This window comes from Phytohabitans aurantiacus (assembly GCF_027923225.1).
Taxonomy (GTDB): Bacteria; Actinomycetota; Actinomycetes; order Mycobacteriales; family Micromonosporaceae; genus Phytohabitans; species Phytohabitans aurantiacus.
Genome location: NZ_BSDI01000019.1, coordinates 129038 through 144602 on the forward strand (window position 1 = coordinate 129038; position 15565 = coordinate 144602).

General features: G+C 70.1%; 17 protein-coding genes. 8 read left to right on the top strand and 9 right to left on the bottom strand.

Annotated features, from left to right (window positions below):
* The 3 genes from QMG73_RS21025 to mdlC are packed head-to-tail and all read left to right on the top strand — an operon-like array spanning position 1 to position 3142.
* Positions 1 to 768, top strand: a complete 768-nt coding sequence (locus QMG73_RS21025) for an ABC transporter permease (protein WP_281898177.1) — start codon at positions 1 to 3, stop codon at positions 766 to 768.
* Positions 765 to 1541 carry an ABC transporter permease gene (locus tag QMG73_RS21030; RefSeq protein ID WP_281898179.1) on the top strand — a complete coding sequence of 259 codons (777 nt, stop codon included), beginning with the start codon at positions 765 to 767 and terminating at the stop codon, positions 1539 to 1541. Before QMG73_RS21025 ends, QMG73_RS21030 begins: the two co-directional genes overlap by 4 nt.
* Complete coding sequence (gene mdlC, locus QMG73_RS21035; RefSeq protein ID WP_281898181.1) at positions 1538 to 3142, top strand: benzoylformate decarboxylase; 1605 nt, start codon at positions 1538 to 1540, stop codon at positions 3140 to 3142. The genes QMG73_RS21030 and mdlC overlap by 4 nt, the downstream gene beginning before the upstream one ends.
* Here the strand turns inward: mdlC and QMG73_RS21040 are convergent, their stop codons facing one another.
* The 5 genes from QMG73_RS21040 to QMG73_RS21060 form a co-directional block, all read right to left on the bottom strand.
* Positions 3143 to 3910, bottom strand: coding sequence for an ABC transporter ATP-binding protein (locus QMG73_RS21040; RefSeq protein ID WP_281898182.1), 768 nt, complete (start codon positions 3908 to 3910; stop codon positions 3143 to 3145).
* A gap of 10 nt (positions 3911 to 3920) precedes the next feature.
* Positions 3921 to 4715 (bottom strand): ABC transporter permease, encoded by a 795-nt coding sequence (locus QMG73_RS21045; protein ID WP_281898184.1) that lies wholly within the window; start codon positions 4713 to 4715, stop codon positions 3921 to 3923.
* Between the two features lie 2 nt (positions 4716 to 4717).
* Entirely contained in the window at positions 4718 to 5518 is an 801-nt protein-coding gene (locus QMG73_RS21050; protein WP_281898186.1) for an ABC transporter permease, read from the bottom strand.
* A complete protein-coding gene (locus QMG73_RS21055; RefSeq protein ID WP_281898188.1) occupies positions 5515 to 6507 on the bottom strand; it encodes an ABC transporter ATP-binding protein in 993 nt (330 codons plus the stop codon). The genes QMG73_RS21050 and QMG73_RS21055 overlap by 4 nt, the downstream gene beginning before the upstream one ends.
* Before the next feature lie 677 nt (positions 6508 to 7184).
* Positions 7185 to 7790, bottom strand: coding sequence for an alpha-ketoglutarate-dependent dioxygenase AlkB (locus QMG73_RS21060; RefSeq protein WP_281898190.1), 606 nt, complete (start codon positions 7788 to 7790; stop codon positions 7185 to 7187).
* A gap of 131 nt (positions 7791 to 7921) precedes the next feature.
* On the opposite strand from QMG73_RS21060, the gene QMG73_RS21065 reads away from it, so the two are divergent.
* Positions 7922 to 8968, top strand: a complete 1047-nt coding sequence (locus QMG73_RS21065; protein WP_281898191.1) for an LLM class flavin-dependent oxidoreductase — start codon at positions 7922 to 7924, stop codon at positions 8966 to 8968.
* Between the two features lie 160 nt (positions 8969 to 9128).
* Here the strand turns inward: QMG73_RS21065 and QMG73_RS21070 are convergent, their stop codons facing one another.
* Entirely contained in the window at positions 9129 to 9800 is a 672-nt protein-coding gene (locus QMG73_RS21070; RefSeq protein WP_281898193.1) for a response regulator transcription factor, read from the bottom strand.
* A gap of 69 nt (positions 9801 to 9869) precedes the next feature.
* Positions 9870 to 10970: a sensor histidine kinase gene (locus tag QMG73_RS21075; protein WP_281898195.1), complete on the bottom strand. Its 1101-nt coding sequence runs from the start codon at positions 10968 to 10970 to the stop codon at positions 9870 to 9872.
* 162 nt (positions 10971 to 11132) lie between these two features.
* Between QMG73_RS21075 and QMG73_RS21080 the strand changes: the two genes are divergently transcribed.
* The 4 genes from QMG73_RS21080 (at position 11133) to QMG73_RS21095 (ending at position 13893) form a co-directional block, all read left to right on the top strand.
* Positions 11133 to 11564, top strand: a complete 432-nt coding sequence (locus tag QMG73_RS21080) for a DUF1707 SHOCT-like domain-containing protein (RefSeq protein ID WP_281898197.1) — start codon at positions 11133 to 11135, stop codon at positions 11562 to 11564.
* Positions 11565 to 11628: 64 nt separating this feature from the next.
* Positions 11629 to 12438, top strand: coding sequence for a metal-dependent hydrolase (locus QMG73_RS21085; RefSeq protein ID WP_281898198.1), 810 nt, complete (start codon positions 11629 to 11631; stop codon positions 12436 to 12438).
* The gene (locus QMG73_RS21090; RefSeq protein WP_281898199.1) at positions 12435 to 13322 is read left to right on the top strand and encodes an amidohydrolase family protein; all 888 of its coding nucleotides are present in this window, start codon (positions 12435 to 12437) and stop codon (positions 13320 to 13322) included. The genes QMG73_RS21085 and QMG73_RS21090 overlap by 4 nt, the downstream gene beginning before the upstream one ends.
* On the top strand, positions 13312 to 13893 hold the full coding sequence (locus QMG73_RS21095; RefSeq protein ID WP_281898201.1) for an ASCH domain-containing protein: 582 nt from the start codon (positions 13312 to 13314) through the stop codon (positions 13891 to 13893). Before QMG73_RS21090 ends, QMG73_RS21095 begins: the two co-directional genes overlap by 11 nt.
* A gap of 31 nt (positions 13894 to 13924) precedes the next feature.
* On the opposite strand, the gene QMG73_RS21100 is transcribed toward QMG73_RS21095, so the two are convergent.
* Positions 13925 to 14689 carry a nucleotidyl transferase AbiEii/AbiGii toxin family protein gene (locus QMG73_RS21100; protein ID WP_281898313.1) on the bottom strand — a complete coding sequence of 255 codons (765 nt, stop codon included), beginning with the start codon at positions 14687 to 14689 and terminating at the stop codon, positions 13925 to 13927.
* Positions 14690 to 14723: 34 nt separating this feature from the next.
* A complete protein-coding gene (locus QMG73_RS21105) occupies positions 14724 to 15323 on the bottom strand; it encodes a type IV toxin-antitoxin system AbiEi family antitoxin domain-containing protein (RefSeq protein ID WP_281898202.1) in 600 nt (199 codons plus the stop codon).
* Between the last annotated feature and the right edge of the window lie 242 nt (positions 15324 to 15565).

Sequence of the window (15565 nt, forward strand, 5' to 3'; positions counted from 1 at the left end):
GTGGCTGGACCGGCAGGCCGCGTCGGGCGCGGCGCGGCCGGCGTCCTGCTCGTCGTGGCCGCCAGCGAGGCGCTCGGCCGCGCCGGCATCGTCCACTCCGACTTCCTGCCGCCCGCGTCGACGATCCTGCTGCGCGCCGGCGAGCTCGCGCTCGACCCGGCCTTTTTGACCGACGTCCGCGCCACGCTGGCCGCGTGGGCCGTCGGCCTTGTCATCGCGGTGGCGATCGCGGTACCTGCCGGCGTGCTGCTCGCCACCGTGCCGCTCGTCGGCAACGCGGCGACGACCATTGTGGAGTTTCTGCGCCCGATACCGTCGGTGGCGCTGATCCCGCTCGTCGGCATGCTCCTGGGCACCGGCATCCAGATGAAGCTGACCGTCATCGTGTACGCCGCGGTGTGGCCGGTGCTGTTCAACACGATCTACGGACTGCGCGGCGTCGACCCGGTGGCGAAGGAGACGTTGCGCGCGTTCGGGTTCGGGCGGCTGGCTGTGCTGTGGCGCGTATCGGTGCCAGCCACCGCACCGTTCATCGCCACCGGGGTACGGCTGTCGGCGGCGGTCGCCCTGATCCTGGCGGTGACCGCCGAGATGTTCGGCGGGTTCGGCGAGGGCATCGGCATCTTCATCGCGGAGGCCGCCAACTATCCCGGTGGCGTCGACGAGACACTCGCCGCCACCGTATGGGCGGGCGTGATCGGCCTTGTCATCAACGCCGTGCTGGTGCGCGGCGAACGGCAACTCTTCGGCTGGGCGGCCCCGCGATGATGAGAGCCGCTCTCGAACGGTGGACCATCTTCGCTGTCGTGGTGGTGTGCTGGCAGCTCGCGGCGGCCGCCGCCGATGACCCGTTCTTCCCCACCCCGGCCACGATCGTCGCGGAGATGGGCCAGCTGTGGTTCTCCGGACCGGCGTCCCACCTGTTCCTGACTGACGGCGCGGTCAGCAACATCCTGCCCAGCCTCGCGCGCCTCGGCGCCGGATTCATCGGCGGGGCGCTGGCCGGCGCGATACTGGGCATCGCGATTGGACGGTCGCGGTGGGCGTACGACGTGCTGGACCCGGTGCTCCAGTTCTTCCGCGCCATCCCGCCACCCACCCTCGTGCCCGTGTTCATCGTGCTGTTCTCGCTGGGCACGTCGATGCAGGTCGCCTCGATCGTGTTCAGCGTGCTGTGGCCGGTACTGCTCAACGCCGCCGACGGAGCGCGCACAGTGGACAGTCAACAGATCGACACCGCACGCGCGTTCCGCCTCACCGGCCCGGAACGGCTGCTGCTCGTCATCGTCCCGGCCGCGCTGCCGAAGATCTTCGCGGGCCTGCGGCTGTCGCTGTCGCTCGCGCTGATCCTCATGGTCTTCGCCGAGTTGCAACCCGGCGCCGCCGACGGCATCGGGTTCCAGCTCCAGGAGGCGACCACGCGCTTCGACTACGAGACGGTATGGGCGGCGATCGTGCTGCTCGGCATCCTCGGGTACCTGCTCAACGTGGCACTGGTCGCGGTGGAGCGGCGGGTGCTGGCCTGGCAGGTGCGCGCATGACGGTGCGTTCTCGTTTCCTGGAGGTGTGCCGCCGCACCGGCATGACCACCTGGTTCGGAAACCCCGGCTCCACCGAGCTGCGGATGTTCCGCGACTGGCCGGACGACTTCCGCTACGTGCTCGCCCTTCAGGAGTCCTCCGCGGTCGGCGTCGCCGCCGGATACGCCATCGCCACCGGCCGCGCCGCGCTGGTGAGCCTGCACTCAGCCGGCGGGGTGGGACACTCGCTCGGGGCGGTCTTCGACGCGTACCGCGACCGCGTGCCCCTGGTCATCGTGGCCGGACAGCAGACCCGATCGATGCTGCCGGCCCACCCGTTCCTGTCCGCCGCCGAGCCGGCCACGTTTCCGCGCCCATACGTCAAGTGGAGCCAGCAGCCCGAGACGCCCGGTGCGGTGCCGGGGGCGCTGGCCGAGGCGCACCGCGTGGCGCTCACCCCGCCGTACGGCCCGGTGTTCCTGTCGGTACCCGAAGACGACTGGGACGCGCCCGCCGACCCGGTGCCGCCACGGACGGTGCACGCGATCTTCGGCGCCGATCCGATGGCGCTGCGAGAAATCGCGGCCGCCCTCGACGGTGCCGTCTCCCCCGCCATCGTGGTGGGTTCGGGCGTCGACGAAGACGGCGCGTGGACCGAGGTGACCGCCCTCGCCGAACGGCTGCGCGCCGCCGTCTGGACCGCCCCAAGGGCCAGCCGGGCCGCCTTCCCGGAGGACCACCCACTGTTCCAGGGCCACCTGCCGCCGTTGAGGTCGGCGATCGCGGAGCGGTTGCGCGGCTACGACGTCGTACTGGTGCTCGGCGCACCGGTGTTCACCTACCACTCGTTCAGCGACGGACCGCTCCTCGCCGACCACACGCGACTGTTTCATGTGGACTGTGATCCGGCGGTGATCGCCTGGGCGGTCACGGGCACGAGCGTGCTCTCGACCATACGGGCCGCCACGGCCGGGCTGCTCGCTCTGGTCACCGACGTCGATCGGTCCCCGCCGGCGGCCTGGTCGCGGCCGGCCGCACCACCACTGGGAGACCCGCTCGACGCGGCCGCCGTCATGGCCGCGCTGCACGCCGCCCGTCCCGCGGATGCCGTCATCGTCGAGGAAGCGCCGTCCCACAAGGACACGCTGCACGAGCACCTGCCCATCACCCGGCCGGGCGGATACGTCACGACGGGTGGCGGTGCACTTGGCTGGGGCCTTCCGGCGGCGGTCGGGCACGCCCTGACCGGCGGCCGGGTCATCTGCGTCGTCGGCGACGGGTCGAGCCTCTACTCCATCCAGTCACTGTGGACAGCCGCGCGGCACGGCGCCCGGGTCACCGTCATCGTGCTCGACAACCGCGCGTACGCCGCTGTGTCGGAGCTCGGCCGCCGCATCGGCATCCCGAAGATCCCCGGCACCGACCTCGGTGCCCTCGACTTCGTGGCGCTCGCGACCGGCTTCGGCTGCGCCGCGAGCCGGGTGTCACGCGCGGCCGACCTGCCAGCCGCGCTGGCCCGCGCCCTGACCCACGACGGCCCGTACCTGCTGGAGATCCCCGTACCCCCTCCTCGTGATCAGGGCGTCCCTCAAGTCGTTAGGGCGACTTCAGGGACGCCCTGATCACGGGTGTTGGGCGGTCTGCTGGCCGCGGACCAGGCGGCCGACCTCGGCGCGCAAGCGCACGAACGCGGGCAGCTCGCGGGTGGCGATCTGCTCGCGCGGTGCCGGCAGCTCCACCGGCAGGTCGGCCTTGACGCTGCCCGGCGCCGCGCTCAGCACGACCACCCGATCACCCACATACACACTCTCGTCGATGTCGTGAGTGACCAGCAGAATCGTCATGCCGCTGCCGCCGCGCACGCGCAACAGCAGATCCTCCAGGTCTTCGCGGGTCTGCGCGTCGACAGACCCGAACGGCTCGTCCATCAGCAGCAGCGCCGGCCGGTATGCCAAGGCCCGCGCGATCGCCACCCGCTGCTGCATGCCGCCGGATAGCTGCCACGGATGCTTGCCGGCCGCCGAGGCGAGACCCACCGACTCCAGCGCCTCGACAGCCACCGTCCGCCGCTCGGCACGCCCCATTCCCCGCCGCCGCAACGGCAACGCCACGTTGTCACGCACGCTGAGCCAGGGGTACAGCGAACGGCTGTAGTCCTGAAACACGACGGCGAGGTTGTCGGGCACGCCCACGATGGGCGCACCGTCGAGCACGACCTGCCCGCGCACCGGCCGCAGCAGACCCGCCACGCACCGCAGCAGCGTCGACTTTCCGCAGCCGGACGGGCCGACGATGCTGACCAGCTCACCCCCGGCCACCTTGAGGCTGAGATCGTGGAGCGCGACGTGCCCGTCGGGGTACGCGTGGCCCAACTCCCGCACCTCAAGCATGACCATCACTTTACGTGCCGCCGTACCCCTTGTACGCCCGCAGACTCCGCTTCCACAACAGCCGCGACGCGAGATACGCCAGCAGGCCGACCAGCGGCGACGCCACCGCCAGCCACCCCGGCACGGCCAGCGTGTCGACGTGACCGGTCAGGACCGCCGCCGGCAGGTACGCGACAAACGCCAACGGCACCACGAACGTGAACGCGTCCCGCACCAGCCCTGGCAGGATGTGCAGCGGATAGTTGCCGAACGCGGTCATCATCTCGTCCAGCCAGAGTGACCAGTACGCGGTGGCCGGGGCGTGCAAAGCGATGCTGCCGAGCACGGTGCCGATGGCGCCTTCGGCGAGTACGCCGCCCACGAGGGCCACGACGAGGTACACGATGCGGGCCGGTGTCCAGTCGACGTCGACGACCAGCACCGCACCGGCGAACAGGCTTGCCGCCACCAGCAGGTCACCGACCGCGTTGACGTTGAAGAACGCGAGCTGCACCTGGCGGTACACGGGCATCGGCCGCAGCATGAAGGCATCGATCTGTCCCAACTGGACGATGATGTGCGTCCAGGTGACCCGGCCGAGCAACAGCACGTACAGGCCGTGGCTCAGCAGCCGCATACTGGCCAGCAACAGCACGTCGCTGGTGGCCCAACCGCCCATGCCGGGAAACCGGGTCAGCAGCACGGTCGCGAACACCACGACGGAGATCTGCCAGGCGGCGCCCACCGCGACCTTCAGCATGAACTCGGCGCGGTACTCCAGCACCGCCCGGAAGTTGAGCCTGGTGATTCGCCAGACGAGTCCCATCCTCAACCTCCCTGCACCGTGACGACACCGGCGGCCTTGCGCCACATGAGCCGGGTCAGCCCGGCGAGCAGCACGCACCACAGCAACTGGATCGCGAGCAGCCGCGGCGCCTCACCGACCGCCGACCGTCCAATATAGAGAGACAGTGGAACGTCCAACGTGTACCGGAACGGCAGCACCGAGCTCATCGTGAGGAACCAGTCCGGGAAGAACCACAGCGGCGCGATGACACCGGAGAGAAGGTTCTGCAGGAAGCGCAGGATCGTCAGCGCCGCGTTGTTCTGCAGTGTCCAGAAGCAGACCAGGTCCACGGCGAGCAGCAACTGGTACATGATGATTTGCGCGAGCAGCAGGCTGACCGCGAAGGCCGCGGCGGCGCCGCCCGACGCGGGCGGTTTCACCGCTCCGGCGGCGAGGCAGATGGCGTATCCGACGATGACCCACGCGAATCCGTAGAGCTGGTCGCCGACCGCGCGCACCAGGTAGTACCGCCGGGGTGGGATCGGGCGCACGAACCAGTACAGGACGGTGCCCTCCTGGATGTGTTGCAGCATCGTGTCGCGCGAGGCCGAGCGGTCGAGGCCCCTGATTTGAAGGGCGAGCACGGCGAGCACCGCGTAGGTGACGGCCTGCTCGCGCGCCAGGCCGGCGCTGGTCTCCACTTGGCTGTACAGCGACCGCCAAAGGCAGACGACGAGGAACACCTGCGCGGCCAGGCGCACGGCGGTGCCTGTGATTCGGGCCGGCTGGGCGAATTCGCCCAGCGGGGTGACGCGTGCGACCCGCCATTGCGCGACGCTCATGCTGTCACCTGTTCGCGGTGCAGGTATGCCTCGCGCATGACGTCTTCGAGGTCGTTCTCCTCGATGGTGAGATCGCTGATCGCGTACCGCTCGATGATGAGGCGCAGCGCCTCGTGCGTCGTCGTGGCGCCCTCGCCCGGCCCGAACGCGACCCGCGGCCCGTCATGCCGCAGCACCCGCAGGCCCGGCACCGCGACCTCGGCGGGCGCGTCGGCCAGCGTGACGTGCACCTGCCAGGTGGCGCCGAACCGGCTGCGCAGTTCGGTCAGCGAGCCGTCGAAGAACAGCCGGCCATGATTGATGAGCACGATTCGCTCGGCGAGCCTGTTGACCTCGGTCATGTCGTGGGTGGTCAATACGACCGCGCGCCCGCGCCGCTCCACCTGATGCCGCAGGAACTCGCGCACCTGCTCCTTGACGACGACGTCCATGCCGATCGTCGGCTCGTCCAGAAACACGATCTTCGGGTCGTGGATGAGCGCGGCGGCGAGGTCGCAGCGCACCCGCTGCCCGAGCGACAGGTGCCGGATCCGGGTGTCCCAGAACTCCGACAGCCCCAGCAGGTCGTCGAACTCCGACAGCCGCCGCCGGTACTCCTCGGCCTCGACACCGAAAATATCCCGGAGGATGGCGAGCGAATCGCGCGCGGGCAGATCCCACCAGAGCTGCGTGCGTTGCCCGAACACCGCACCGATGGTGCGCGCGTTACGTTCCCTGTCACGGTGCGGCTCAATGCCCGCGACGTGCACCGAGCCTGAGGTCGGTACAAGGATGCCGGTAAGCATCTTGATTGTCGTGGATTTGCCCGCACCGTTCGGGCCGAGCAGCGCGAGCAATTCGCCTTCGCGCACCGAGAAGGAGACGCCGTCGACCGCGGTCTTCGCGATCCGGGCGGGCGCCACCAGCGACTTCAACCCGCCGACGAACCCGGGGCGGCGTGCGATGGTATGGAACGTTTTGGTGAGGTCACGAGCGATGATGGCGTCCACTTGATGATCATCCTGGCGTGATCACGACCGTGCGAGACATTTCCTAACCCTTGGACGAAGCCCCTCCCACATCTTGACCACCTCACCGCCGCGCGCTGCGCCCGCGGCGCGGCCCTCTTCCGCCGCGCCCGCCGCGCGGCCCCCTTCCGCCGCGCGGCCCCCTTCCGCCGCGCCCACCGCGCGGCCCCTTTCCCCGCCGATCAAGGACGAATGCACGCGGTTGGATCTCTTTCCGCGTGCATTCGCCCTTGATCCATGCGATTGGCCTTGATCGGCGCGCACCGCGCACCGCGCACCGCGCACGCGGACCGCGCACCGCGCACGCGGACCGCGCACCGCGCACGCGGACCGCGCACCGCGCACGCGGACCGCGCACCGCGCACCGCGCACCGCGCACCGCGCACCGCGCACCGCGCACCGCGTACCGCGCAGGGCGCGGCGACACACCGCCGCCACCCCTCAAACCCCGACGGTCAGCCCTAGCGACGACGCGCCGCCTCACACCCGGGACCGTCTCAGGGCGAACGCACGTGATTGGATCTCTTTGCGCGTGCATTCGCCCTTGATCGCGGAGCGCAAGACCGCCGGCCGGATGGCGGCGCGGCCGGCGCGTGCGGGCGGGAGCAGGCATCCTCGGACGGCCAGGTGCGGGTGGCCGAGCGAAGTCGGGCCGCGAATCAGGCGACGTTGATCGGGCGGAACTGGACGCTCACGCGAGGACCGACGGCCCGCGCGGTCTTCGGGATCGCGTGCTCCCAGGTGCGCTGGCACGATCCGCCCATCACGATCAGGTCGCCGTGGCCGAGCGGGAACCGCAGGCTGCTGCCGCCGCCTCGAGGCCGCAGCATCAGCGCGCGTGGCGACCCGAACGACACGATCGCCACCATCGTGTCGGCCCGCGCGCCTCGGCCTAGGGTGTCGCCGTGCCAGGCCACGCTGTCGCGCCCGTCGCGGTACAGGCACATGCCGGCGGTCACGAATGGCTCGCCCAGCTCCGCGGCGTAGTGCGCGGACAGCCGGTCGCGGGCGTCGGCCAGGATCGCGTGGGGCAGCCGCTCGCCCCGGCCGTACCAGCGCAGCAGGCGCGGCACGTCGACCTCGCGCTCGTACATCTCGCGGCGCTCGGCCCGCCAGTCGACATCGCTGAGGAGCGTATCCAGTACGACCTCGGATCCGGTGATCCAGCCCGGCAGGTGATCGACCCACGCGCCACGCGTGAGTGTGTGCCGTTGGATCCGCCCGGCGAGTTGACCGAGCCCCGCGACCTCCGCCAGGTCAAGCATGGACGGTTGGTACATACCGCCATTAGAACACACGTGCGACGGTGTGCAAGTACAGGGGAAACGGGCGGTCAGGCACGGCGACGGAACGCTACGATGGCGACGCCGTGGCGTGACGAGCCCGGGAGGCACCTTTGCGTACGGGCATTGTGGTCGCGGCGCGGCCCGGTGTAGAGGAGCTCGCCGTACGCGCCGAAGAGCTGGGTTTGAGCAGCTTCTGGGTCTACGACACCCCCATGGTCCACGGCGATCCGTTCACAGCTTTGGCCTTGTGCGCGAAGGCCACCAGCCGCATCAGGCTCGGTATCGGCGTGACGTCACCGGCGTTGCGGTCGATACCGGCGGCGGCGAGCGGGTTCGCCAGCCTCAACGCGCTGGCACCGGGCCGGATCATCTGCGGCGTCGGCACCGGGAACTCCTCCCGGCGCACCCTCGGAATGCCCCCGACCACAGCGGCCGAACTCGAAACGTTCACCGCGTCGCTGCAGGAACTGTGCGCCGGCCGCTCGATCAGCTACCGCGAGGGTGACCGGGTCCGCGACATCCGGTTCCTGCACGGCGCGCCGCACCAGCACAGCGCCGACCCCATCGAGTTCGTGGTGGCCGCGCAAGGGCTGAAGGCTGCTGCCATCGCCGGCCGACGCGGCACCGGCCTGCTTTCGTTCGCCATCCTGGATCCCGCGGCCTGGCACGCGTTACGCGGTGCTCGCCGGGAGGCGGCGGAGGCCGCTGGCGTACCTGTTGACGGCGAGACCTATCTGATGACCTCGCTGTACCTGCTTGGGGAGGGCGAGGATCCGTACGGCGACTCGGCACGTGGCGCGACGGGCCACACCGTTCTGTCCTTCCTGGCCTTCGCCGCCGACAAACCCTCCTTTGCCGAGGTACTCGGCGCCGAAGAGCGTGAAGCCGTGCGACGCTTGCTCGACCGGCGTGGCACCACGGCCACCATGCCGGACCGGTACCAGGCGCTCTACACCAACTACCTCGGGCGCGTCGCTCCAGCGGACCGGGACCTGGTCCTGCCGTCGCTGATGGACAGACTCACCCTGGTCGGCACGCGCGACGACCTGCTCGCCCGGGTCGCCGCCATGGAAGCAGCCGGGATCGACGAGATCGTCATCCAGCCAGTAGTCGATCCACCCGCGGAGATGGCAGAGATCGCCAAGCTCACCGCCTGAACGACGTGTCGTCCCGGCGCGTTCCTCCAGCGGACCGCGCCGATCAAGGGCAATCGCATGGATCAAGGGCGAATACACGCGGTTTTGAGATCCAACCACGTGCATTCGCCCTTGATCGGCGGGGAGAGGAGCGGGGCGGGCGGCGCAGCCGCGGGCGGGGCTAGCCGGCCCAGCCGGGGCGTACTAGCCCGGCCTCGTAGGCGTACACGACGAGTTGCGCGCGATCGCGGGCGCCGAGCTTGACCATCGCCCGGCTCACATGCGTCTTCGCCGTCGCCGGACTCACGACCAGCCGCTCGGCGATCTCCTCGTTCGACAGGCCGGCGCCGACGAGCGCCATCACCTCCCGCTCACGGTCGGTGAGGTGGTCCAGCTCCGACGGCGGCGCCGGCGCCGACCTGCGGGCCCGCGCCGCGAACTCGGCGATCAGCCGCCGCGTCACCCCCGGCGAGAGCAGCGCGTCGCCGCTCGCCACCGCGCGTACTCCGCGCAGCAGGTCGACCGGCTCGGTGTCCTTGACCAGGAAGCCGGCCGCGCCCACCCGCAGCGCCTCGAAGAGGTAATCGTCGAGCTCGAACGTGGTCAGGATGACGATCCGCGTGCCGGCCAGCGCGGGGTCGGCCGCGATCCGCCGGGTCGCCTCCAGCCCGTCGACGCCCGGCATCCGGATGTCCATGAGCAGCACGTCCGGCCTGGTCTCGGCGGCCAGACGCACGGCCGCCACCCCGTCGGCGGCTTCCCCGACGACCTCGATGTCCGGTTCCGCGTCGAGCAACGCCCGAAAACCGGCCCGCACCAGCGCCTGATCGTCAGCCAGCAGCACCCGGATCATTCACCCTCCTCCCCCAACCGTGATCAGGGCGTCCCCGAGGTCGCCCTAACGACTTCAGGGACGCCCTGATCACGGTGGGTCTGTTGTTGGCAGGCGCGCCGACACCTCGAAACCGCCGCCATCGAGCGGAGCGGCCGCCAGATTGCCCCCCAGTGCCTCGGCTCTTGCACGCATGCCGGCGATGCCATTGCCCGCGTCGTTCACCGACGCATTGCCCGGACCGTCGTCCGTCACCCGCACCGTGAGTGCCCCTTCCCCGTACTCGATGATCACCGACGCGGTCGCCCCGCCCGCGTGCCGGCGCACGTTCGTCAGCGCCTCCTGCACGATCCGGTACGCCGCCCGGTCGACCTCGGCGGGCAGCGATCGCGCCTCACCCATGATCTCCGTCCGCACGGGTAGCCCCGCGCCGCCGGTCAGCTCGTCGAGCCGCGCCAGGCCGGGCGCGGGCCCGCGCGGTGCCACCTCGTCCTCCGGACGGAGTACTCCCAGCACCGACCGCACCTCCCGCAACGCCTCGGCGCTCGCCGACTTGATCGCGGTGAGCGCCTCGCGGGCCTGCTCCGGGCGGCTGTCCATGAGGTGGAGCCCCACACCCGCCTGCACGTTGATCAGTGACAGGTGGTGCCCGAGCACGTCGTGCAACTCGCGAGCGATCCGCAGCCGCTCCTCGCTGGCCTGCCGCCGCTCCTGCTCCTCCCGCGCACGCTCCTGCTCCGCCCGGTACTTCATCATCTCGGCGAAGTGCTGCCGGCGTACCCGGTTGGCCTCCCCCAGGGCGATGCTGGCGGGCACCGCGACCGCGACGACCGCCGCCTGACGCCAGGGTGGTCCGACGATGAGCAGGTAGCCGGCGTAGCCGGCGACCGCGACCACCCACGTGGCCGCACGGTGTCCCACCGCGAAGATCGCGAAGAGCACGGCCAGAAAATACGGGCCGGTGGGTGCCGGCTCGGCCAGCGCGGCATACCCCAGCGCCGCTGCCACCGTCAGCACCAGCACGTGTACTGGTTGCCTCCGTCGCGCCAGCAGCGCTGCCGGCCCGGCGAGCAGCAGCACGTACTCCAGCGCCCCGAGATCCGCCCCGCCGGTCCGGGCGCCTACCACCTGGATGACGCCGGCGAGCACCGCGGCACCAACCGTGCCCTTGTACCGCCGACCAGCCTCCACGCCTCGACGGTAGGTCACCGGCGACCGGCGGCGCATCGGCCGCACGCCGTCCCCCACGTACGCCCACGGGAGTACCCCCAACGCGGCGTACGCCGCTGGGCGTACCCGGAATGCCTCCGCCCAACCGACGCCGCGTCCTCCCGACGGGCGCAGCCTAGGGGTATGAGTGAGTCAGTTAGTGCTCGCCGCCTGCGGGCATCCGACGCCGAACGCGAACAGATGGCGCAGATCCTGCGCGCCGCGATGACCGAGGGCCGGCTCGACCTGACGGAGGGCGAACAGCGGCTGGCGACAGCCTACGCGGCGACGTACCGCGACGAGCTGGCGCTGCTCACCACCGACCTGCCCGACGGAGGCCGGCGCGCGCTGGCCGAGACTCCAGAGGCGCGGTCGCAGATGCGGCGGGAGGCCGGGCGGCGCTTCAGCGGGTTCGTCGTCGTCGCGGCCGTGCTGGTGGGACTGTGGGCGCTCTCCGGGGCGAGCTTCTTCTGGCCCGCCATCCCGCTGGTGTTCATCTTCGTGGGGATGATGAAGCACCGCCACTATCACCACTATCACCGCGGGCGGGCGTGGCATGGACCACCGTGGCGGTAGTTGATTGTGGACGGTCCCTCTGACACAGTGACCGCGCTCTGGGATATGGGGAGGGCGCGGACACATGATGGGACCGTCCCATGCGCTGTCCGGCGCAGCCGTGTGGCTGGCCGGTTCGTGGGCGCTGGACAAGTTCGCCGGGTACGAGCAGTCGCCGCTGGCGATCGCCGTCGGCACTGCCGTATGCGCGGGCGGGGCGCTCTTTCCCGACCTCGACCTTTCTGGCAAGGTCACGCGCAACAAGGGCGGTGCCACGATCGCGCGCACGTTCGGCGTGGCGTCGCTGTTCGTGGCCGAGGTGATCGAGAAGCTGTCGCTGGGCGTGTACCACGCGACGCGGTTGAGCGATGACCCCGACCGGGAGAACGGCCACCGCACGCTGACCCACACGCTGCCGTTCGCGGCGCTGGTGGGGTGGGGCACCACGACGCTGTGCACCGCGTTCGGGAAGTGGGCCGTCATCGGCATCCTCTTCCTGATGATCGGCTTAGCGTTGCGCGGACTGTTCGACGAGTGGGCCAAGCGGGCGGGCTGGGTGCTCGTCACCCTGATCTCGGCGGGCGCGGCGTACTACACGTACCTCGAACTGCCCGGCGATCGCGGGTACCCGATGCTCGGTCTGGCGGTGGGCGTCGGCTGCGTCGTACACATCCTGGGCGACCTCATCACCAGCGCCGGCGTACCACTGCTGTGGCCGATACCGACCGGGAAGCGCATGTGGCGGATGATCGGCATGCCCGACGCGCTCGCGGTGAAGGTGGGCGGGGCGGTCGAGGTGTACGTGCTGCGGGGCGCCTTTACGATCATCTCGCTGCTGTGCGCAGCCGGCCTGCTGGCGCCATCCGTCCTGCGCCGGTTCAATATCGAGGTGTGAACGACGACGACGTACCGGGGTTCTGGCGCACGCTGGGGCTGCCCGGCCTGAACGACGTGCACGTGCACTTCCTGCCGCCCCGGATGCTGCGCAGGGTGTGGGATCACTTCGACAGCGCCGGGCCGCTGGTCGGCATCGAGTGGCCGATCAGGTACCGGTGGTCCGACGCCGAGCGGGTCGCCCACCTCGACAAGCTGGGGGTACGGGGGTTCACCGCGCTGGCGTACGCGCACCGGCCCGATATGGCCGCCGACCTCAACGAGTGGACGCTCGCCTTCGCCCGCGACACGCCCGGCTGCCTGCCCTCCGCGACCTTCTACCCCGAGCCGGGGGTACTCGACTACGTGACCGGGGCGCTGGCGGCGGGCGCGCGGGTGTTCAAGCTCCACCTGCAGGTGGGCGCCTTCGACCCGCTGGACCCGGCGCTGACGCCGGTCTTCGGGCTGCTCGCCGAGACGGGTACCCCCATCGTCATCCATGCGGGGCACGCACCCATCGGCGCCGAGTACACCGGACCGGAGCCGTTCACGGCGCTGCTCGCGCGGCACCCCCGGCTGACCACGATCGTGGCGCACATGGGGTCGCCCGACTACACGTCCTTCCTCGATCTCGCCCAGGAGTACGAGCGGGTGTCGCTGGACACGACCATGGTGTTCACGCCGTTTTTCGAGAACCTCGTGCCGTTCCCTTCAGGGGAACGGGCACGCCTGCGCGATCTCGGGCTGGCCGGAAAAGTGCTGCTCGGAAGCGACTTTCCCAACATCCCGTACCAGTACGCCACTCAGCTCGACGGCCTGGTCGACCTGGATCTCGGCGACGATTGGCTGCGCGCGGTGTGCTGGGGCAACTTCGCCCGTCTGTTTACCATGGATCGTGCTCTTTGAGCGGCGGTTACGGGAAGGCATCGCCGACGGCTCGATCACGGCCGCGCTGCGCCGGTGGCGCCGGCCGCAGGCTGTCGCCGGCCGCCGCTACCGCACGGGCAGCGACATCGTCGAGATGTCCACTGTAGAGTCAACCAGTCCCGACGACCTGACCGACGACGACGCCCGCGCGGCCGGGTACCCCGACGCCGCGTCCCTCCTCGCCCACGTGACCGGCCCGCCCGACGGGCAGCTGTACCTGCTCCGCTTCCACCGGATCGACGGCACCGACCCACGCGACGCCCTCGCCGCCGACGACCACCTCGACGCCGCCGGGGTGGCCGCGATCGACCAGCGACTCGCCCGCCTCGACCACGCTAGCCCCCGCGGCCCATGGACGGCGGCCGCGCTCGGAGCGATCGCCGACCACCCGGGCGTGAGGGCGGCGGACCTGGCCGCGATGCTGAGCCGCGACACAGCCTCCTTCAAGATCGACGTCCGCAAGCTGAAGGCGCTGGGCCTGACCGAGGCGCTCGAGATCGGCTACCGCCTCTCCCCCCGAGGCGCCGCCTACCTGACCTTCCGCCGCTAAACCCTGCCCTTCCGCCTTCCCCCGAGCGAAATCAATCGGAGTTCACTTCAGCGCCCGCGAAGGCCGCAGCCCAGAAGGCATGCACGATGTCCAGTGCGGCTTCTATCCGAGGCGGGGAGTCGGTGAGGCCCCCGGCCAGTTCGGGATAGAGGTCGGCCCAGGTCGGTGGCGGCTCAGGCAACACATCCGGAACAGGATGCGTGGCCCGCACAGCGAAGACATGGCGTACGACCTCCGCCAATGCCGCGTCGGCCGCCAGACCGCTCTCGATGAGCAGCACCAGGTCGACGAGGTCCTTCACCCGGGTGTTCGGGCGGTCACCATAGTCGCGGCTGAGGGCGTGCGCCTTCTCAGCGAAGTGCTGTCGACGATCCACGGCCTCAATCTCTCGGGGCGGAGTGCCAGCGAACTCCAGCAGGTTGGGAAGGGGAAGCCGCTCGGTCAAGGCGATCTCTTCGCCTCTAGCCACGACGTCGACGCGGACGGTCGCGAACGTCTTCCCCGCCAACAGGCTTTCCACCGAGAACCGCCAGCCACCCCGACCGGCGGTATCCGCTCTCAGATCAGCCGGCGGAGAGACTCGAAAGAGGAACTTGTCGCCGTCCTCGTCGATCGAGAGTGCGTCTATGAGGAGATCTCGCACCGTGGCGCCGTCGAGCTCCGGCTCGCTTTCGGGGCGCGCCGCCAGATCCAGATCCCTGGTGGAACGAGCCCGGCTGGGGAGGCGGAACTCCAGTACCGCGCCTCCTTTGAGGACCCAGCCGGTGGCCCGGTCGGTCGAAAGGCGAGCGAGGATCCGCGAAGCGACTCAGCACTGCGGTACCGCTCCGTCATGGCGTGGCCCGCAGTGCCCGCTCGACGCCCAACTCCGCTTGGACGCCCAACCGTTGGGCGGCCTTGAGGAGCCCGCGACGGGTGGTTAGCCCACGCTGGATCGCCTCGGTGACTGCCGAGTCCACCACGTCCTGGTCCATCCTCGCGGCCGCACTCTCCACGATCGCGCGTACCGGGCTGGTGACGCGATATCCGCCGTAGTCGTCAATCTCGTCGTCCGTTAGATCGGCGCGATGGAGAACCACCCCATCGCTCTTCTGCCGGAACCCCGGTGGGACCGTGAGGTGAATCCGGGAGGGGTTGGCTGTGCCCAGGTCATGGACGGCCAGCGCGGTCGTGTGAGAAACGATCGCGCGTCCCTTGCCCCATAGCGCCCAGCGAGCCAGATGGTCGTCTTCGCCGCTGGGCAGCATGTCGAACTCGTGAAAGCGGTAGATGCCCCGGTCGACGGCGACCCAGTTGCCACGCTGCGTGTGGTGATGCTGAGCCTGATACGAGTATCCGACTTCGCGCGCCTGCGCGGCCGTGAAGTAGCCGCGCTGGGCGCTGGCGACGCGCCAGAGCGCGGCCCGTAGGTCCCTGCGATCCACAGTCACGCGCGGCCTCTCATGAACCGGTAGCTAAAGCAAAACTGTACTTCTGTGCACTCCTGAGACGCAAAACTAAAAATTTCCTTTAGTTTGACGCTCTGCATTGGGCGAACGCACTGGACCGTGGCGAGCCCTATGCCTTCGCCGATCAAGGGCATATGCGTGGATCAAGGGCGAAAGCACGCGGAACTGAGATCGAACCGCGTGCATTCGCCCTTGATCGGCGGACAGGGGCGTGGGGAGACGTC